This is a genomic window from Paraburkholderia steynii, from assembly GCF_900100565.1.
Taxonomy (GTDB): domain Bacteria; phylum Pseudomonadota; class Gammaproteobacteria; order Burkholderiales; family Burkholderiaceae; genus Paraburkholderia; species Paraburkholderia terrae.
In genome coordinates, this window is the sequence record NZ_FNDI01000011.1 from 150,891 (window position 1) to 169,511 (window position 18,621).

At 65.1% G+C, this 18,621-nt stretch carries 13 protein-coding genes; 9 read left to right on the forward strand and 4 right to left on the reverse strand.

The genetic code is table 11. The features are described 5' to 3' along the window. Positions 1 to 33 precede the first annotated feature (33 nt). From BLT65_RS20900 to BLT65_RS20910, 3 genes are all read left to right on the forward strand, one after another. Positions 34 to 684, forward strand: coding sequence for a YiaD family glycine zipper/OmpA-like lipoprotein (locus tag BLT65_RS20900; RefSeq protein ID WP_042314862.1), 651 nt, complete (start codon positions 34 to 36; stop codon positions 682 to 684). Positions 685 to 1,208: 524 nt separating this feature from the next. Next, a complete protein-coding gene (metG, locus tag BLT65_RS20905; protein WP_091780455.1) occupies positions 1,209 to 3,389 on the forward strand; it encodes a methionine--tRNA ligase in 2,181 nt (726 codons plus the stop codon). Positions 3,390 to 3,697: 308 nt separating this feature from the next. Continuing rightward, positions 3,698 to 5,590: an adhesin gene (locus tag BLT65_RS20910; protein WP_167306511.1), complete on the forward strand. Its 1,893-nt coding sequence runs from the start codon at positions 3,698 to 3,700 to the stop codon at positions 5,588 to 5,590. A gap of 82 nt (positions 5,591 to 5,672) precedes the next feature. On the opposite strand, the gene BLT65_RS20915 is transcribed toward BLT65_RS20910, so the two are convergent. Together BLT65_RS20915 and BLT65_RS20920 are read right to left on the reverse strand one after the other, a co-directional pair. Next, positions 5,673 to 10,094, reverse strand: coding sequence for a translocation/assembly module TamB domain-containing protein (locus BLT65_RS20915; RefSeq protein WP_091780458.1), 4,422 nt, complete (start codon positions 10,092 to 10,094; stop codon positions 5,673 to 5,675). A gap of 31 nt (positions 10,095 to 10,125) precedes the next feature. Continuing rightward, positions 10,126 to 11,880 carry an autotransporter assembly complex protein TamA gene (locus BLT65_RS20920; RefSeq protein WP_244186539.1) on the reverse strand — a complete coding sequence of 585 codons (1,755 nt, stop codon included), beginning with the start codon at positions 11,878 to 11,880 and terminating at the stop codon, positions 10,126 to 10,128. A gap of 422 nt (positions 11,881 to 12,302) precedes the next feature. Between BLT65_RS20920 and BLT65_RS20925 the strand changes: the two genes are divergently transcribed. The 4 genes from BLT65_RS20925 (at position 12,303) to panD (ending at position 14,958) form a co-directional block, all read left to right on the forward strand. Next, a complete protein-coding gene (locus tag BLT65_RS20925) occupies positions 12,303 to 12,488 on the forward strand; it encodes a DUF3460 family protein (RefSeq protein ID WP_007588593.1) in 186 nt (61 codons plus the stop codon). Beyond that, positions 12,489 to 13,361 carry a segregation and condensation protein A gene (locus BLT65_RS20930; RefSeq protein ID WP_007738241.1) on the forward strand — a complete coding sequence of 291 codons (873 nt, stop codon included), beginning with the start codon at positions 12,489 to 12,491 and terminating at the stop codon, positions 13,359 to 13,361. Between the two features lie 358 nt (positions 13,362 to 13,719). Continuing rightward, positions 13,720 to 14,553 (forward strand): pantoate--beta-alanine ligase, encoded by an 834-nt coding sequence (panC, locus tag BLT65_RS20935; protein WP_091780464.1) that lies wholly within the window; start codon positions 13,720 to 13,722, stop codon positions 14,551 to 14,553. 18 nt (positions 14,554 to 14,571) lie between these two features. Then, a complete protein-coding gene (panD, locus tag BLT65_RS20940; RefSeq protein ID WP_007588587.1) occupies positions 14,572 to 14,958 on the forward strand; it encodes an aspartate 1-decarboxylase in 387 nt (128 codons plus the stop codon). A gap of 59 nt (positions 14,959 to 15,017) precedes the next feature. On the opposite strand, the gene BLT65_RS20945 is transcribed toward panD, so the two are convergent. Further along, positions 15,018 to 15,677: a ParA family protein gene (locus tag BLT65_RS20945; protein ID WP_007588586.1), complete on the reverse strand. Its 660-nt coding sequence runs from the start codon at positions 15,675 to 15,677 to the stop codon at positions 15,018 to 15,020. A gap of 225 nt (positions 15,678 to 15,902) precedes the next feature. On the opposite strand from BLT65_RS20945, the gene BLT65_RS20950 reads away from it, so the two are divergent. Together BLT65_RS20950 and BLT65_RS20955 are read left to right on the forward strand one after the other, a co-directional pair. Beyond that, the gene (locus tag BLT65_RS20950; protein WP_042314856.1) at positions 15,903 to 16,322 is read left to right on the forward strand and encodes a PaaI family thioesterase; all 420 of its coding nucleotides are present in this window, start codon (positions 15,903 to 15,905) and stop codon (positions 16,320 to 16,322) included. A gap of 115 nt (positions 16,323 to 16,437) precedes the next feature. Continuing rightward, a complete protein-coding gene (locus BLT65_RS20955) occupies positions 16,438 to 18,108 on the forward strand; it encodes a tetratricopeptide repeat protein (RefSeq protein WP_091780467.1) in 1,671 nt (556 codons plus the stop codon). Between the two features lie 62 nt (positions 18,109 to 18,170). Here the strand turns inward: BLT65_RS20955 and BLT65_RS20960 are convergent, their stop codons facing one another. Then, a complete protein-coding gene (locus BLT65_RS20960; RefSeq protein ID WP_091780470.1) occupies positions 18,171 to 18,605 on the reverse strand; it encodes a DoxX family protein in 435 nt (144 codons plus the stop codon). Positions 18,606 to 18,621 lie beyond the last annotated feature (16 nt).

Sequence of the window (18,621 nt, forward strand, 5' to 3'; positions counted from 1 at the left end):
CTGTCGACCGTTTAATTAAAGAGAGGAACCAGAATGAATGCAAAAATCATGACCCGTCTGTCGGCACTGGCTGTCGTCGGTGCGCTGCTCGGCGGTTGCGCGACCCAGCAAGGCACGGACACTGCCGTCGGCACGGGCGTCGGCGCAGGCACGGGCGCCGCGCTCGGCGCGATCTTCGGCGGCGGCAAGGGTGCGGCGATCGGCGCCGGCGTTGGCGCGGCTGTCGGCGGCGTCACCGGCTACAACTGGCAGAACATCAAGAACAAGCTGTCGGGCGCGACGAAGGGCACGGGCACGCAGATCACCGAGCAGCCGGACGGCTCGCTGAAGCTGAACATCCCGAGCTCGGTCACGTTCGACACGAACAGCTACGCGATCAAGTCGTCGTTCGCTCCCGTGCTGACGCAGGTTGCGCAAACGCTGAACCAGAACCCGGAAGTCGTCGCGCAAGTCGTCGGCCACACGGACAGCACGGGACAGCCGGCGTACAACCAGACGCTCTCCGTCAACCGCGCGCAAAGCGTGGTGAACCAGCTCGCGCAAGACGGCGTCGCGCAGCAGCGCCTCGCGGCTTCGGGCATGGGCGCCAACCAGCCGATCGCCGACAACAACACGGAAGCAGGCCGCGCGCAGAACCGCCGCGTGGAAATCTACCTGCGCGCGATGGCGCAGCACGCGCAATAAGTTTTTCGGGGAAGGACAGGCCAGAGTCGGAATCCGCCCGCCAGTTCGCCAAGCGCGTCGAAGCGAACCTCGGACGGGTCTCACAAGCTGATCGAAAAATTTTTCGAACTCTTGTGAAATTCCACGGTCTGTCTTTACGGTACGTGTGCGGCGATGCCGCCGCGTCACCATTCTCCTCTTGTCGTTGTTGCTCCGGGGCCTATAGCCCCGGTTTTTTTTGCCTGTTTTTTGTCCGCGTCTTGCCCGCTCCTCGCGTTCTTTCCGCAGGCGATACCTCCCCAATCTTCCTCGCATCGCGCGCAAGCCCGGCGCCATCATTCCCCACGCGCTGCCGCTAACAGTTCACACTGGTAAAATCGCCGATTCGGGCCGGTTCCGCGCGCGACGAGAGTCCGCGAAGCCGCGTTCGACACCCGAGCTGCATGAGCGGACACCCCGCCCATGTGGTCCTGGGCACAGCGCCGTCCGCTGACGCCGAAACGTCGTGACGGCCGCCCGTACCTTCCGCCAGTCCATAGACCCACATGTCAGCAACCGACGCCACCGCGGTTCAATCCGCGGACCTCACCGCCGCCGGCGCGCCGAAGGGCCGCCGCCAGATCCTCGTCACGTCTGCCCTGCCGTACGCGAACGGGCAAATCCATATCGGCCATCTGGTCGAATATATCCAGACGGACATCTGGGTCCGCGCGCTGCGAATGCACGGGCACGAGGTCTACTACGTCGGCGCCGACGACACGCACGGCACCCCGATCATGCTGAAGGCGGAGCAGGAAGGCATCACGCCGAAGCAGCTGATCGAGCGCGTGTGGCTGGAGCACAAGCGCGACTTCGACAACTTCGGCATTTCGTTCGACAACTACTACTCGACGGATTCCGAGGAAAACCGCGTGCTGTCCGAATCGATCTACACGGCGCTCCAGGCGGCTGGACTGATCGAAGCGCGCGACATCGAGCAGGCGTACGACCCCGTCAAGGAAATGTTCCTGCCGGACCGCTTCATCAAGGGCGAATGTCCGAAGTGCCACGCGAAGGACCAGTACGGCGACAACTGCGAAGTGTGCGGCTCGACCTATCAGCCGACCGAGCTGATCAACCCGTATTCCGTCGTGTCGGGCGCGACGCCCGTGAAGAAGACGTCGACGCACTACTTCTTCAAGCTGTCCGATCCGCGCTGCGAGAATTTCCTGCGCGGCTGGGTCGGCGGCCTCGCGCAGCAGGAAGCGACCAACAAGATGCGCGAATGGCTCGGCGACGCGGGCGAAGCAAAGCTCGCCGACTGGGACATCTCGCGCGACGCGCCCTACTTCGGCTTCGAGATTCCCGGCGCGCCGGGCAAGTATTTCTACGTGTGGCTGGACGCGCCCGTCGGCTACTACGCGAGCTTCCGCAATCTGGCGGAAAAGCGCGGCCTCGATTTCGATGCGTGGGTGCAGAAGGGCTCGACGACCGAGCAGTACCACTTCATCGGCAAGGACATCCTGTATTTCCATACGCTGTTCTGGCCGGCGATGCTCGAATTTTCGGGCCATCGCACGCCGACCAACGTGTTCGCGCACGGCTTCCTGACCGTCGATGGCGCGAAGATGTCGAAGTCGCGCGGCACCTTCATCACGGCTAACAGCGTGATCGAAACGGGCATGAACCCGGAATGGCTGCGCTACTACTTCGCGGCCAAGCTGAACAGCACGATGGAAGACATCGACCTGAACCTCGAGGACTTCCAGGCGCGCGTAAACAGCGACCTCGTCGGCAAGTACGTGAACATCGCGAGCCGCGCGGCGGGCTTCTTGATCAAGCGCTTCGACGGCCGCGTGCAGGACAGCGCGATGCAGCATCCGTTGCTCGCGTCGCTGCGCACGGCGATTCCGCAGATCGCCGCGCACTACGAAGCACGCGACTACGGCCGCGCGCTGCGTCAGACGATGGAACTTGCGGACGCCGTCAACGCGTACGTCGATACAGCCAAGCCGTGGGATCAGGCGAAGGACCCGGCCAATGCCGTCGCGCTGCACGAGACGTGCAGCGTGTCGCTCGAAGCGTTCCGGCTGCTCTCGCTGGCGCTCAAGCCCGTGCTGCCGAAGGTCATCGAAGCGGCCGAATCGTTCCTCGGTATCGAGCCGCTGACGTGGTCGCACGCGAATACGCCGCTGAGCTCGGCGCGCGCGATCAACGCGTACAAGCATCTGATGACGCGCGTCGACCCGAAGCAGATCGACGCGCTGCTCGCCGCCAACCGCGGCTCGCTGCAGCCGACTGCATCGCCCGAAGCCCAAGCCGCCGACGCCAAGACCAAGGCCAAGGCGCATGCGAAAGCGACAGCTGCCGCGCACGGCGACGCGCAGGCGAAGCCCGACGACAGCGGCATCATCTCGATCGACGATTTCGCCAAGATCGATCTGCGCATCGCGAAGATCGTCGACTGCCGCGCGGTGGAAGGCTCGGACAAGCTGCTGCAACTCACGCTCGACGTCGGCGAAGAGAAGACGCGCAACGTGTTCTCGGGCATCAAGTCCGCGTATCAACCGGAACAGTTGGTCGGCAAGCTGACGGTGATGGTCGCGAACCTCGCGCCGCGCAAGATGAAGTTCGGGCTGTCGGAAGGCATGGTGCTCGCGGCATCGGCGGCTGACGAGAAGGCCGAACCGGGCATCTACGTGCTCGAGCCGGACAGCGGCGCGAAGCCCGGCATGCGCGTCAAGTAACGCCGAAGCAGCCATCTTCCGGCGCGGCCCACGCGCCCACGCAAAAAGCACGTCTCCCGACGTGCTTTTTTTTCGCCCCTACGACCGCGCTTTTGCAGCGGGTTCCTTTCTCAAAATAAGACTCCTCCTAGATTCATCCACAGCGAATTCTTCGAAAATCGAGATCGCTTTATGAGACGTGCGCCGCCGGCCTCTACGCAGACGACACGCGCCTCACGGTGGATGCATCAGCCACGCCGCCGCGCCTTCCGCCTTCCATTGAACATGACGCGCTCGCGCAATCCGAGCCGCTTCCACAGAGCATTGACATGAGCACTGAATTCTCCCTCGACCGGTTCGAATCCCTCGTTGCTGCGCGCGATCACGACGCCGCGAATGAAGAGTTGATCGTGTTGTTCAACACGTTGGCCTCGAACCGCAGCAGACTGCCCGGCGTCGAACTGGCGCTCGCCGACCCCACCAAACCCGCCAGCGAAGAAGGCGCGCAGACGCTGCAACGCATCGCCCACGCGATCACCGCTCTCCTCTCCGATCCGCAGTTCCAGCTGACCGAAAAACAGTTCAACCAGCTTTTCTCCGCCCGGCATTTCCTCAACATGCTGTTCGTCGCGTCGGCGTATGGCAACACGGACCACATTCTGCGCGCGCTGCTCGCCGACGCCGGCGAAGCGCCCGCCGCCGATGTCGCGAAAGCGCTGATCAGAAAGCAGATCGTGCTGTACACCGTGGAATCGGAATACGACATCGATCTCGCCGACATGGCAAAGAGCGACCCCGTGCTGGCAACGAGCCTCGGCATGTCGGTCGTCAGTTCGGCCGTGGTGATTTCGCCCGCGGCGCACGCCAAGCGCGAACGTCTGATCGAATGGCTGCCCAGCGCCCTCGAAACCATCGAAGATCTCGACGATCTGGCCGGCCCGGCCGTCTGCGGCGCGTACATGCATTGCAGCTATTCCGACTTGCCGAACCGGCACGCGATCAAGCGAGGCATCAGCCGGCTGGTGCGCAAGAAGCTGGGCACGCTCGGCCTGCTCGAACACGAAGCCGAAGTCGGCCGCGTGGCAACGCCCGAAGCGGCGGCAACGCGCGGCGAGCGCAAACCGTTGATGGTCGTCGTGCTCGAATGGTTCAACGGCGGCCACTCGATCTATCGCACGCATTCGCGCACGATGCTCGCCGCGCGCGAGCGCTTCGAAGTCGTCGCGTTCGGCGAAGCGCAGCACGTGGACGAAGCGGGACGCGCGGTGTTCGACCGCTTCATTCCGTTCGAGCATCCCGAATATGTCGGCGAGATCGTCCGGCAGGTGCGCGACTTCGCACTCGAGAATCAGGCGGCCGTGCTGTACATGCCGAGCGTCGGCATGTTCCCGCATACGGTCTTCATGACGAACGTGCGCGTCGCGCCGCTCCAGATCGCCGCGCTGGGCCATCCCGCGACGATGCACGCCGAATGCATCGACTACGTGAGCGTCGAGGAAGACTTCGTCGGCGATCCCGCGTGCTTCAGCGAAAAGCTGATGCAATTGCCGAAAGACGGCCAGCCGTACGTGCCGTCCAAACTGCTCACCGACGTCACGCCGAGCCTCCCCACGCGCGGCGAGTTCATCAATATCGCCGTGACGGCGAGCGCCATGAAGCTGAATCCGCGCTTTCTCGACGCGTGCCGCCGCATCATCGAAACGGCCGGCATCCCGGTGGGCTTCCACTTCATGACGTCCTGGGCCGAAGGTCTCGATATCGCGTACGTGCGCCGTCTGGTCGAGGCCGCGCTGCCGCTCGAAAACGTCGTGGTGTACGGCGGGATGAGCTATCCGGCCTATCTGAGGGTGATCAACCTGATGGACATGTTCGTGAGCCCGTTCCCGTTCGGCAACACCAACGGCATCGTCGACGCGTTCACGCTCGGCTTGCCCGGCGTCAACCTGTGCGGCCGCGAGGTCTTCGAGCATATCGACAGCGGTCTGTTCGGACGCGCGGACATGCCCGACTGGCTGACCACGCATTCCGTCGACGAATACGTGCGCGCAGCCGTGTGGCTTGCCACCCAGCATGAGGAGCGCGAAGCGTTGCGCCGCAAGATGATCGAGACGAAAGCCGTCGAACGGATTTTCGAGGGGCGGCCCGAAGCGTTTGGCCGGAATGTGCTGGCACTCGTGAACGCACAGGCGCAGGGCCACGCGAAGTTGCAGACTCAAGCCTGACCACGTGAAGGCGACGTAGCACGTCGCCTTCGCTCTCCAGCCAGAAACCGGCCGGGCGCTCGCCGCCCCGCCGGTTTTTTTATCACCACCGCAGCCGGTCGAAGCGCCTCGTGTATTGCAGATCCATCCCCTGGAACGTGCCGCCATAGACGGCCACCGACCAGTAACGCGTCAGGTTCACCGTCGCCTTGATCGCGTTGCTCGCCGACTGCAAACCCTGTTCGTAGCCGATCACGAGCCATTCGCTCATCGCCTTCGACACCATCACGACCTGCGGATCGGTCAGCCCCACTTCGCTTCGTCCGATCGAGAACTCGTCGAGCCCGAACTCCTGCGCGATACGCTTGCCGCTCGCGCTGCCGAGCAACGCGAGCGCCGTCGTCATCGTGCTTTGCTGGCCGACGTTGTTGCCCTGATCGGTGCCGTGTCCGAACAGCAGCCACGACAGCTTTTCGTTGTCGGGCACATTCGGCTCCGACACCAGCTTCGCGACGGGCGACTGGATCGTGCCCGTCACCTGCACGCCCGCTTCGACCTGCTGGTTGCGGCGCATCGCGAGAATATTGATGCCCGGGTTCGCAACCGGTCCGTTGAACGTGAAGAAGCCGTTCTCGATGCCGAGCTTGCGGCCGAACGCGATATAGGTCGAACCTTCCGTCACGCGCACGTTGCCCACAGCCCGCAGCGGCAGATTCGGCGCGGACAGCGCCGTAATCGTGCCGCGCAGGCCGACGTCCGCGCCCTGGCCGCGGAAGCGGAATTTCTGGCCGAGATCGATATCGATGTTCGCGCGCGGCGCGAACGCGCCGACGGGCTTGTTCGAATTGCCGACTTCCTGCGGCTTGCCGCTCGCCACCGATCCATCCGGACGCACCACCACGACGTCGTCGCCCAGCCGCGGCTCGGACTTGTCGGGCATATCGAACAGGGCATGATCGATGACGAACTTGCCGTTGATCGCGAGCCCGCCCTGCGTGCCCGCGTTGGCGACGCTCGCGCTGCCCGACATCGTCAGTTGCCGGTCCGGCGACGCGAACAGTTCGAGTTGATCGGCGACGATGCTCGCCGTCAGATCGGGCTCAGTGTTGTCGAGCCGCACGCGGCCCGTTGCGCGCAGCGTGCCCGTCGCGCCGTGGAACTCGACCTGCTGGAAATCGACGAGGTTCTCTGATAGCGCGATGCGCACCACGCCGTCCTTCAACTGCACGCCGAGATCGACGAGCGTCGCGGACAAACCGTCGCCAACCAGCGATCCAGACAGATTCGGCTTCGCCACCGTGCCGCCGAGCGCGAGCTTCAGCGCGAGATGGCCGTCGAGCAGATAGCTCGGCCCGAACAGGCCGCCCGTCGTCTTCAGCGACGGCACGTTCGCGTTGATCGAGCCCGACAACGGCCCTTCGTCGTTGACTGCCAGCACGCCGTCGCGCGGCACGAGCGTCGTGCGCGCGGACGCGTCGACCACGCCGATACGGCTCGCCTGCGCATGCACGGTCGCGTTCAACTGGTTGCCGCCGCTGAAGTCCGCGCGCGCCGCGACGTCGGTGATGCCGAGCGGCGCGAAGCCGCGTCCCACTTCGATCGTGATGTCGCCGCCGCGCCGCTTCAGCTCGATATGGCCCGTCGCCGTCTCGCCGAGCGCAAAGTCCCAGTCGCCGTCGAACACGAGGTCTGTCTTCAAGGTCGACGGCACGCCTGTGAATTCCTGGCGCAGTTCGAGCATGCGTGCCACCGACACGCCCGTCAGCGTACCCGCCGACTTGATGCGCCCGTGATCGAGCGCAAACGACTTCAGATCGAGCAGCGAGCCTTCCAGCGTGAGCCGCGTCGGGCCGAGCGTCACGCGCTGGCCGCCCGCGCTGACGGTCAGCGGTGTCTCCATGTTCAGTGCGGGCGTGCCCTTGTTCGACAGGCGCGTGACGGTGCCGTCCCAGTGCGTGCCGTCGCGCGCATCGGTGAGCTTGCCGTTCGCGGCCACGGCGAGATCGAGCGGGCGGCCTTGCAGCGTGCCCTTCGCGGCGGCGTCGAGCGTGTGCTTCGCGCGCGTGCCGTTCAGGTGCGCGGTGAGCGTGTTCAGCTCGACGCCCGCCGTGCTGATATTGCGCGCATCCGTCGTGAAGACCATCGCGCCGTTCGCGCCGTCGCGGATCTCGGCGTGCCCTTCCGCGTGCCCGACCTTGTTCGCGCCGAACACGACGCTGTCGGCCTTGTAGTCGAGCGCGACATTGGGATGCTCGAAGGTGCCCGTCACGTCGCCCTGCGCCGCGACGAGGCCGGCGAGGCCGAAGCCGAGGCGCTCCAGTTCCGGCGCGTCGATATGAAAGCGCAGCCGGTCGCCGCGCGCGCCGAAGCTGCCTTGCAGATCGACCTGATTGCCCGCCACCGACAGATTCGCGCGGCTCGGCAGAATGCGCGACCCCGCCAGTTGGATGACGCCGCTGCCCGTCATTGGCAAGCCGTCGTAGACGCTTTCGCCGAGACGGAACTCGGCCTTTGTCGTGAAAGTTGGTGCGAGCAAGCCCGCCGCCGTTAGCGTGCCGTTCACGCGCGCTTCGATCTTGCGCGACGCAGGTGCCTTCACGGGCGCGTTCGGCGCGCTCACCTGAGCGCGCTTGTCTTTGCCCTTGCCTGAGCCGCTGGTAGTCGCGGGCGCCGCCGCGCGCGACGGCGTTTGCGTCGTCAGCGACAGCGGATCGAAGTCCGTCAGCGTCGCCTTCAGGTTATAGGTGGAACTGGCGTCGCGCTTGATCGCGCCGTTCAGGTCGATGCGTCCTTTGCCTGAACTCACGCGCACGTCGTTGAAACTGGTGCGCGCGGGATCGAGCGTGACCTTGCCTTGCACGCGCAGCGCCGCCTTCGGATCGTTCAGATCGAGCGTGACGCTCTGCACGTCGTCGTTCAGCCGTATCGAGACAGGGCCGCCGAACTGCGTCGGCCGCACGCTCGCTTGCAGTGCGTTCAGATCGAGTTTCGCGACCTTCAGGTCGAACTGGCCACGCTTGCCCATCAACGCGCCGCCGCCCGTGACGGTCGCTTCCTTGATCAGACGCACGTTGAGGTTCGAGATGCGCTGCGCCTTGGCGTCGAGCTGCACGTCGGCGCGCGCGTCGATCAGCGGCAGCAGATGCGCGTCGATTGAGCCTGGCTTTGCGTTCACGATCGACAACTGGCCTTGCACCGCAAAGCCCGGCGAACCATGGGCGGCGTCTGCTTGCGCCTGAGAGGCTGCGAGCGGCGCGCTTGCCGCACTCGCGAGGACTGCCGAACTTGCCGCGTGGCCTGCTTTTGGCGAGCTGGCCGAACTAGCTGCGCGCGCAGATTTCACCACGCTCGCCGTACTGGCCGCGTGCGCAGATTTCGTCGCGCTCGCCGAACTGGCCGCACGCCCTGATTTCACCGCGCTTGCCGAACCTGCCGAACTCGCCGCCGCAACCGTGCTCGCAGCCGCCACGGCACTGGCCACGTCCGCCCCACTCGCCGGCACCACACGCCCTGCCGCGTCCCGCTGCACCGGCTGCAACTCCGCGCGCACGGCGAGATCGGCCAGCGGCGCGCCGGGCGCGAAGGCTTGCGGATTGACGTGATCGAAGACCAGCGTCGCGCGTTGCAGCGGCACCTCCGCGAACGGCGTCGCCTCGACGCGCGCGTGGCCCGTCAGCTTCATCCCCGATGCGTCGAGTTCGGCTATCAGCGTTTCGAGCGACCCAGAAAGATGCGCGCGCACCTGAACGGCTTCGTCGTTGACCTTGCCCGAATAGCCCGCGTCGCCTGTCAGTGGAAACGGCCGCACGCCGTCGAGCTTCGCCGCTGCCGTCACCGCGCCGAACGGCGTGTCGAGGCGATCGACGGAAGCCTCGTGATGGCGCCCGTCGCTGCGCCCATGAAACAGCAGCCGCGCGTATTCCGAGGTGGATGCGCCCTCGTGCAGGATCAGCTTCTCGACGCTCAGATCTCGCACGGCCAGTTGCAGCGGCAAGCGCAGATCCTTCGGCAGGCTCATCGGCTCGGACTTCGACGTGGACGGCGCGATACGCGCGTCGACGGTGCCGATATGCAGATAATCGACGACAAAACGCCACGGCTTGTCGGACAGCGCCCATTTCCCGTCGATGCGGTCGACGCGAATGTCCGTGCCGCTCCCGTCGAGGCTGCGCCAGCGCACGTCGCGCATATGCAGCCCCGTCGCGATCGCGCCGCCGTCGAGCTTGCCTTCGAGCTGGCCGTGCAACAGCTTCACGGTCGTCTGCCACGCGTACGCGGTGCCGCGCTCGGTGACGACCACGCCGTACAGCAGCCCGCCGACCAGCGCAACAAGCACCGCCGGCACGGTGATCGCCCATACGATCTTCGTCCACAAACGGCGCCGCTTCCTCGGCGGTGGCGTGTCCGAGCCATCCGGACCGCCCGGCGGAGGGCCGCCCCGCGGATCGCCGCCCGGTGGTTCTCCGCCAGGCGGTGCGCCGCCGGACGGATGGTCGGATGGGTTTTCGGATGGGTCCGTCGTCATGCTCAAAAAGTGCCGTCGATTCAGTGTGATGTCAGAACGCAATGCCAAGCGTCAGATACGGCCGCACGCTGCGGTTACGCGTGCCGTACGCGACATCGATGTTGACCGGGCCAACGGGGCTGCGCCATCGCGCGCCCAGGCCGACGCCCGGATAGAAGACTTTCTCGCCCCACGCGTCGGTGGCCGTGCCGATGTCGAAGAACGCGGCCGCGCCCCAGTCGCGGTTGAACCAGTGCTGATATTCGGAAGTGGCCGTCACGAGGTACTTGGTCGGCAGAATCGAGCCGCCGACGTTGTTACCGATGCTCTGATACGCGTAGCCGCGCACCGAGTTCGACCCGCCCGCGCGGAACAGCAGCGACGCGGGCACGCCGCTCGACGGCCCGCTCGTGAACACGCCGCCCAGTTCCGCGCGAAACAGGACAAGGTCGCGCGCGCCGACGGGCAAGTATTGCTGGCCGCGCGCATAGCCGCGAATGAAGGTCTGGTCGGTCGCCACGCCCTTGACGGCAAAGCCCGCCTCGACGTGGATCAGGTTGCCCGAGCGCGGAAACAGCGGGTCGTCCGTATTGCGGCGCGTCCATGACCATCCGGGCACGAGCGCGCGGCTCGTGGTCGGCGCCTGGGTATTCTGGTCCAGCCTGTCCTGGTAGTAGAGCAGCGAGTAAGCGTAGTCGATGTACTGCGACGTCCGCGTGCGCTGCACGCCCGCGCGCAAGCTGTAGATGCGCGTGTCGGACACGTTGGTGCTGGTGTACGACACGAGCGCGCTGTTGGTCCAGCCGCGCAGGCCCGGCGGCATCGCTAGCGTCACCTGGCCGTACTGCTGGATCTGGTCGAGCCGGCCAGCGACGGTAAACGGCCAGGCCGCGCCGAACGTGTCGAGATACGAATACGAGCCCTGCACGTGCGCGCCCGTGTCCGTCGAATAGCCGACGCCGCCGCGCACACTGTTGTACGGAAACTCGCTGACCTTTACGTGCAGGGGGGTGTCGAGCGGCTTTTCCGTGTCGTTGCCGACATCGATCGCGACGCTCGCGTAGTACGGCGTGTTCTGCAACTGGCGCTGCAGCTCGGTCACGCGCTGGACATCGTAGACTTCGCCCGGCGAGATCGGATTCACGTTCCTGACGATACGTTCGGGATAGCGCCGCGTGCCCGACACATCGAGCTGGCCCATCGTGAACGTGGGGCCGCTGTCGTAGGTGACGGACAGCTTCGCGTCGTGCGTGCGCGGATCGATCCGCGCTTCCGAGCGCGAGATTTTCGCGCCCAGATAGCGGCGCGACTGCAGCGCCTTGAGCGACGCCTCCTTCGCGTCGTCCCAGCTCGTCTGCGTGAACGGTTCGCCCTCGTGCAGCGAGAACGCAAAGCGCGTCTTGTTTTCCTGCTCGGGGTCTTCCGTCAGCACGGGGCCGCGAAACGACAGTGAAATCGACGAAATGGTCGTGCGCGGGCCGGGATCGACGGAGACGCGCACGACCTTTTTGCCGTCGATGGTGCGCACGTCGGTCCGCACGATGGGCGTGAAATAGCCTTGCGTCGACGTCAGATCGCGTACCTGCTGAGGCGTCGCCGTCACGAGGAAGTCGAATTGCTCGGGGCTGATGTCCTCGCGTTTCGCGAAGCGGGAAATGTCCAGATGCTCTTCGAGCAGCTTGCGCAACGAGCGCGGCTCCGCTTCCACGTCGACCTCGTAAGTCGGCTTGGCGCGCGCGGCATGGGCGTGCGTCGTGACGAGCAGCAGCACGCAGAACCCGCACGACAGACATGCGCGCAGCAGCATCGCCGCAAACGATGCGCGTTGCATCGCGCGACGGCCCGTCACGGTGCTTTCGTTGCGATGCCTGCGCGACCGCTCGATGGCCCACCCCGCCAAACGCGACCTCCGGCTCTTATTGACCATTGTTGAAGAATGCCGACACCCGGCCCGCTTGGGCGCAGGGGGAACGAGCGCTATTTGAACACATCGGCGCCCCAGCGCCATTTACGGGATACGCCGCGGCCACGGGCGCCGCACGTGGCCCTGAGGCGGCACGGTGCAACGAGCGCCCGCCTTGGACGCCGCCGGCCGCCCACGGTTCCGCCAGGTTCCGCCGACTTTTCGCTTGGCGTTGGCGAGCTTGCGGTAAAATCCTGTTCTGCACGAGCGGCCCCGCGTCATCAGCACGTCGGGGCGCCGTCATCTTCATTCACGGACGTCGAGCCATGTATCAATCGGATATCACGCAGTTCCTGAATCAACTGAAGTCGCAAAAGCCCACCCTGGAAGAAGAGCAGCGCCGCGGCCGCTCGCTGCTGTGGGACAAGCAGCCGATCGACCTCGACGAGCGTGCAGCCAATCAGGAAGCGCGCGTGAAGCAGAACTCGTACGTCTACTACCAGAACTTCTAAGTGACCATCGCCGACGAGGCCCGCGCCGCTTCGGGACAGCCCGACGCAGCGCTCGCCGCGCCCGCTACCGATTCGACGCCCAACACCGTCGACGGCATCGCTTTCGCTCGCCTGTACGGCGAGCCGCTCTTCAAGCTGCCGCAGGATCTCTACATCCCGCCCGACGCGCTCGAAGTCTTTCTGGAGACGTTCGAAGGCCCGCTGGATCTGCTGCTGTACCTGATTCGCAAGCAGAACTTCAACGTGCTCGACATTCCGATGGCCGAAGTCACGAACCAGTATCTCGGCTATGTCGAACAGTTGCGCAAGACCAATCTCGAACTCGCCGCCGAATATCTGCTGATGGCCGCGATGCTCATCGAGATCAAGTCGCGCATGCTGCTGCCCGTGAAGAAGGCCGACACCGGCGACGAAGCGGAAGACCCGCGCGCCGAACTGGTCCGCCGCCTGCTCGAATACGAGCAGATGAAGCTCGCCGCGCAGCGTCTGGACCAGTTGCCCCAACTCGGACGCGATTTCCTGCGCGCCGAGGTGTATATCGAGCAGAGCATCACGCCGCGCTTCCCGGACGTGAACACGGACGACCTGCGCTCCGCGTGGGCCGACGTGATCAAGCGCGCCAAGCTCGTCCAACATCACAGGATTTCGCGCGAAGAGCTGTCCGTGCGCGAGCACATGAGCGTGATCCTGCGCAGGCTGCAGGGCGCGCGCTTCATGGAGTTTTCCGAATTGTTCGACACGACGCGCGGCGTACCCGTCGTCGTCGTGAACTTCATCGCGATGCTCGAACTGTCGCGTGAATCGTTGATCGAGATCACGCAAGCCGAGCCGTTCGCGCCGATTTACGTGCGGCTGGCCTATCTGCCGGCCTGACGGGCTGCCGGCCGCGCGCGGGGACGTCGTTGCAGCACGCCTTCTTCCCGCTGTCGCAGCCGTTCACGGAACCGAAACGAAGCTTTCCGGACGCCGTACCGCTTGGCCTCGCGTGGCTTATCCGCCCCGCGTTCCGTTCCAGTATCCGGGATTCCAGGCGTTTACCCCGCCGCCCAAACTCGGTGCAGCACGACAATAAATCCACTACAATCCCGCGCTCGAAGCCAGCCTACCGGACGGCCTGCGCCGGGCTTCAGATGGATTTCCCGAAAATGCGCGCACCGTCGCGTGAACGAGACAACCGCGAGCCTCGCTGCCGCCTGCCAGCGGTCGGCGTGACTCACAACATTGCCCGATCATGAAAGTCATCAGCTCGATCCAGGAATTGCGCGACCAGTTGCGCGGCCAAAACCGCACCGCCTTCGTGCCGACGATGGGCAACCTCCACGAGGGCCATCTGTCGCTGATGCGCCTCGCGCGCCAGCACGGCGACCCGGTGGTGGCGAGCATCTTCGTGAACCGCCTTCAGTTCGGACCGAACGAAGACTTCGACAAGTATCCGCGCACGCTCCAGGACGACATCAACAAGCTGCAGAAGGAAAACGTCTACGTGCTGTTCGCGCCGACGGAGCGCGACATGTATCCGCAGCCGCAGGAATACCGCGTGCATCCGCCGCACGATCTCGGCGACATCCTCGAAGGCGAGTTCCGCCCCGGCTTCTTCACGGGCGTCTGCACGGTCGTGATGAAGCTGATGTCGTGCGTACAGCCGCGCGTCGCCGTGTTCGGCAAGAAGGATTACCAGCAGTTGATGATCGTGCGCGCAATGACCGAGCAGTTCGCGCTGCCGTGCGACATCATCGCCGCCGAAACCGTGCGCGATGCCGACGGCCTCGCGCTCAGCTCGCGCAACCGCTTTCTGAGCGAGGCCGAGCGCGCCGAGGCGCCGATGCTCGCCGTCGCGCTCGCGCGCGTGCGCGAAGGCGTGCTGTCGGGCAACCGCGACTTTGCGAAGCTGGAGCAGGAGGCGGTGGCGTCGCTGGCTGCGCGCGGCTGGAAGCCGGACTACATCGCGATCCGCAAGCGTTCGAACCTCGTCGCGCCCGCCGCGCACGAACTGGACGCGCCGCTCGTCGTGCTCGCCGCCGCGAAGCTCGGCGCGACGCGCCTGATCGACAACCTTGAAATCTGACGGCCAGAAGGATTAGCCATGCAACGCAACATGCTGAAGTCGAAGATTCACCGCGCCGTGGTCACGCACTGCGAACTGCACTACGAAGGCTCGTGCGCGATCGACGAGAACCTGCTCGAAGCGGCGAACATCGTCGAAAACGAGCGCATCGACATCTGGAACATCAACAACGGCGAGCGCTTCTCGACGTATGCGATCAAGGGCGAGCGCGGCAGCGGCATGATCTCGCTGAACGGCTCGGCGGCGCGGCGCGCGCAACTGGGCGACCTGGTGATCATCGCGGCGTTCGCGAACGTCGACGAGGAAGAATTGAAGGCGGGCTGGAAGCCCGATCTGGTGTTCGTCGATGAAAACAACGTGATCAAGGGCAGCCGCGACCACGTGCCGACGCAAAGCTGGAGCTGATCGCTCCGCTGCCTGAATCATCTGCACGACATCACTAAAGGCGCTTGCGACAAGCGCCTTTAGTCTTTTTTGCCGCCGCCCTTCCCGTGCGCGGCCTTCCCGTCGACCCACGACGTGATCGACGCCCACTGCTCCAGATCTTTTTCGACCCGGCTCTTCGCGACGTCCCACAGCGTCAGGCCGTGCGCCGCGAGTTGCACGTAGTTCTGCGTGTCGCGCAGATAGCCGAGCACGGGCAGATCGAGCCCTTCGACGAAACGATGCAGCTGGTCCGCCGACTTCGTGCGCGCATCCACCCGCATGCCGACCACGCCGATTTCGATTGCGCCCTTGCGCACGGCTTTCTCTTTGGCGAGCCGCTCGAGAAATTCCTTGGTCGCGAGAATATCGAAGATGGACGGCTGCAGCGGCACGATCACCTTGTCCGCCAGCGACAACGCCAGGTTCAGCCGGTTGCCGTGCAGTCCGGCGGGCGTGTCGATCACGGCCTGCTCGAGGCCTTTGGGCGGCTTCGCCGGCGCATCGGGGTCGACCTCCCAGGTTTCGATGGCCGGCAGGGTTTCCGGACGCAGATCCAGCCATGCGTGCGCGGACTGCTGCCGGTCGAGGTCGGCGAGCGCGACCCATTGGCCTTCGGCCGCGAAATAGCCAGCCAGATTGGTCGACAGCGTGCTCTTGCCCACGCCGCCCTTTGGATTCGCCACCACGATCACCGTCATGAATTCTCCCGGGAAGATGGCTGGCGCTGGCCAGCCGGTTTGCCGCTCGACTTCCGGCCCGCCCGCGAGTTGCGGCTCGCGGCGACGGTTCGTGCCGTTCCGTTGCCTGTGCATGCGGCATGGCCGATTGGTTCCAGCCGTTGATAATATCGGCAAAACCCGTCAGGCCGAAGTCCCTACGCGCCTGAGGGACGCTTCCAGCCCTTTTTTTCGAGAATCATGACCATGAGCAAACTTCGCAGCGAATACACGATCGACCGGCTTCACGAACGCCAGAAAGGCTCGCTGCCGGGCTTGCTGGGCGTACGCGTCACGGGCCTGGAAGAAGGCGTGCTGACGGCCGAACTGACCGTGCGCAGCGAGCTGCTCGCGCCGAACGGCTTCCTGCATGCGGCCACCGTGATCGGTCTCGCCGATACCGCCTGCGGCTACGCGTGCCTCGCGCATCTGCCCGACAACGCGCGCAATTTCACGACGATCGAGCTGAAGAGCAATTTTCTCGGGACTTCGACGGAAGGCACGATCCGCGCCGTCGCGAAGGCCGTGCATCTGGGCCGCAGCACGCAGGTGTGGGACGCGACCGTGACGGGGCCTGACGGCAAGACGATGGCGCTGTTTCGCTGCACGCAGATAGTGCTGTACTGATACGTCGTTGACGCGGCGCGCCACCATGACGATTTGCGACAAATCCCGTCCCGGCCCGCGCGTATGATCGGATGCGCCAGCGTCGTTGCAGCGGCGCATCCCTCATTCCAGCGACATGTCTTCTCAACTTCCGACCTTTGAAGCCGCGCTAGAGGCGCACCGCGCCGGCCGCTATGACGAAGCCGAACGCGGCTACCGCGAAACGCTCGAAAGCAACCCGCATGACCCCGAGGCGTTACGCCTGCTGGGCGTCGTGTTATCGGTGCGCGGCATGTGGATCGAAGCCGAAGCGCTGCTCCACCGTTCGATCGCGCTGAGAGAAGACCCGCTGTGCCTTGGCAATCTTGCGGAACTACTGCTGAAGCGCAATCGGACGCAAGAGGCCTATGCAATCTGCCACCGCGCCCTCGATATCGATCCGGACTGCGCGTTCGCCCATTTCCAGTTCGCCGCAATCCTGCACGAGGATTTACGCGTCGAAGAGGCCGAAGCCGCGTATCGGCGTGCAATCGAGGTCGAACCTCAGTTCCTTGCCGCGCATAACAATCTTGGCAACCTGCTAGCGAGCGTCGGTCGGCTGGACGAAGCCGTTGTCGCGCTGCGCGTGGCGCTCGAACTCGACGGCAACTATATCCACGCGCTATACAACCTCGGCATGGCGTTGCTGCGTAGCGCGCGACCCGTCGAAGCCGAAGCCGTGTTCCGCCGCGCGCTCGCCGTGCAACCCGATCATCGCGACGCTCTGCACAATCTCGGCACCGCGCTCAAGCTCCAGGGCCGCTACGATGAAGCCGAAGCCGCCTATCGTCAGACGCTCGCTCTCGCGCCGGACTTTGCCGATGCCCGCTGGAATCTTGGTGTCCTGCTGCTCACGCAAGGCCGCCTCGAAGAAGGCTGGCCGCATGCCGAAGCCCGACTTGCCCAGCGGCGCAAACCAGACGCAGCTCCGCCGCCTGAAAGCACGCGTCAATGGCTGGGAGAATCGCTGGAGGGAAAGTCGCTCGTGTTGTGGCACGAGCAAGGATATGGCGACTGCGTGCAGTTCGCGCGTTATGCGCCGTTCCTGAAGAGGCTCGGCGTGCGTCATCTGACGCTGATGTGCCCTGCGCCACTGAAGCCGCTGATGGACACGATAGGCGGTGTGAACGAGATCAGAACCCATACCGCCGGCCTCCCCCCGCACGACTACTGGGCGTACCCGCTGAGCCTCCCGCTGCGGTTCGGCACCACGCTCTCCACGATTCCCGCCGCGCTGCCTTATCTCCATGCGTTGCCGGAGCGCATCGAGCGCTGGCGCGCGCACCTGTCCGTTGGAAGCGGGCTGAAGGTCGGGCTGGTCTGGAAAGGCTTCGCCGAAAACCAGCATGACGCCACACGCTCGGTTCCCGGTCTCGCGCCGCTCGCGCCATTGTGGACGGTGCCCGGGGTGACATTCTTCAGTCTGCAGAAAGGCCAGGGCGAGACGGACGCCACCGCGCCGCCCGCTAACCAGCCCATCGTGCATCTGGGCTCCACCATCGAGGATTTCGCCGATACAGCGGCCATCATCACGCAACTGGACCTGCTGATCACCGTGGACACGGCAGCTGCGCACATCGCGGGCGCGCTCGGCAAGCCGTGCTGGCTGATGCTGCCGCACGACTGGACTGACTGGCGCTGGCTGCTGGAACGGGACGACTCGCCGTGGTATCCGGGCGTGATGCGCCTCTTCCGGCAATCGGATGCGCGAAACTGGCGGGAAGTGGCCGAACGCATCGCGGATGCGCTACGGCAAGGGCGCAAATGATTCAGCGGGCAAGCGGCGCGTCAGTCGCGCACCGGCTTGCCCGCGCCGCATCGCTCGATGCTTCAGGCCGCCTTGCGCGCCTGACCAATCGATGCCGCCTTCACGCCACCCACTGCATACAGCCCATTGCCTAGCAGCGACTGCACGACGAGCGTGACCGCCCAGAACGCCGGGTACTCCCAGCCGCCATGCGGCGACACGAAGCCCCAGCCGTTCGGCAGATGCACCGACAGCGCGCCGAGCATGAACGGCAACAGCACCAGCGCGACCCAGCGGACCTGCACGCCAAGTAGCAGCGCGATGCCGCCGGCCAGCTCGACGAAGGCCGTCAGATAGCCGAGCCAGCCCGGATAACCGATCGACTGGAAGAATTGCGCCGTGCCCGGCAGCGTGAAGACGAAGATTTTCTGCAGGCTGTGCGCCAGGTACAACACGGCTAGCGCGACGCGCAGGATCGTGGCGGCAAGCTCGGGTTTGCTGTCGACGGTCGGGTTCATGTCGGTTCCTTGAGAT

What these genes read in the sequence shown, in the direction of transcription:
- BLT65_RS20900 (WP_042314862.1), top strand. Translation starts at nt 34, where the DNA reads ATGAATGCAAAAATCATGACCCGTCTGTCGGCACTGGCTGTCGTCGGT.
- metG (WP_091780455.1), top strand. Translation starts at nt 1,209, where the DNA reads ATGTCAGCAACCGACGCCACCGCGGTTCAATCCGCGGACCTCACCGCC.
- BLT65_RS20910 (WP_167306511.1), top strand. Translation starts at nt 3,698, where the DNA reads ATGAGCACTGAATTCTCCCTCGACCGGTTCGAATCCCTCGTTGCTGCG.
- BLT65_RS20915 (WP_091780458.1), bottom strand. Translation starts at nt 10,094, where the DNA reads ATGACGACGGACCCATCCGAAAACCCATCCGACCATCCGTCCGGCGGC.
- BLT65_RS20920 (WP_244186539.1), bottom strand. Translation starts at nt 11,880, where the DNA reads ATGCTGCTGCGCGCATGTCTGTCGTGCGGGTTCTGCGTGCTGCTGCTC.
- BLT65_RS20925 (WP_007588593.1), top strand. Translation starts at nt 12,303, where the DNA reads ATGTATCAATCGGATATCACGCAGTTCCTGAATCAACTGAAGTCGCAA.
- panC (WP_091780464.1), top strand. Translation starts at nt 13,720, where the DNA reads ATGAAAGTCATCAGCTCGATCCAGGAATTGCGCGACCAGTTGCGCGGC.
- panD (WP_007588587.1), top strand. Translation starts at nt 14,572, where the DNA reads ATGCAACGCAACATGCTGAAGTCGAAGATTCACCGCGCCGTGGTCACG.
- BLT65_RS20945 (WP_007588586.1), bottom strand. Translation starts at nt 15,677, where the DNA reads ATGACGGTGATCGTGGTGGCGAATCCAAAGGGCGGCGTGGGCAAGAGC.
- BLT65_RS20950 (WP_042314856.1), top strand. Translation starts at nt 15,903, where the DNA reads ATGAGCAAACTTCGCAGCGAATACACGATCGACCGGCTTCACGAACGC.
- BLT65_RS20955 (WP_091780467.1), top strand. Translation starts at nt 16,438, where the DNA reads ATGTCTTCTCAACTTCCGACCTTTGAAGCCGCGCTAGAGGCGCACCGC.
- BLT65_RS20960 (WP_091780470.1), bottom strand. Translation starts at nt 18,605, where the DNA reads ATGAACCCGACCGTCGACAGCAAACCCGAGCTTGCCGCCACGATCCTG.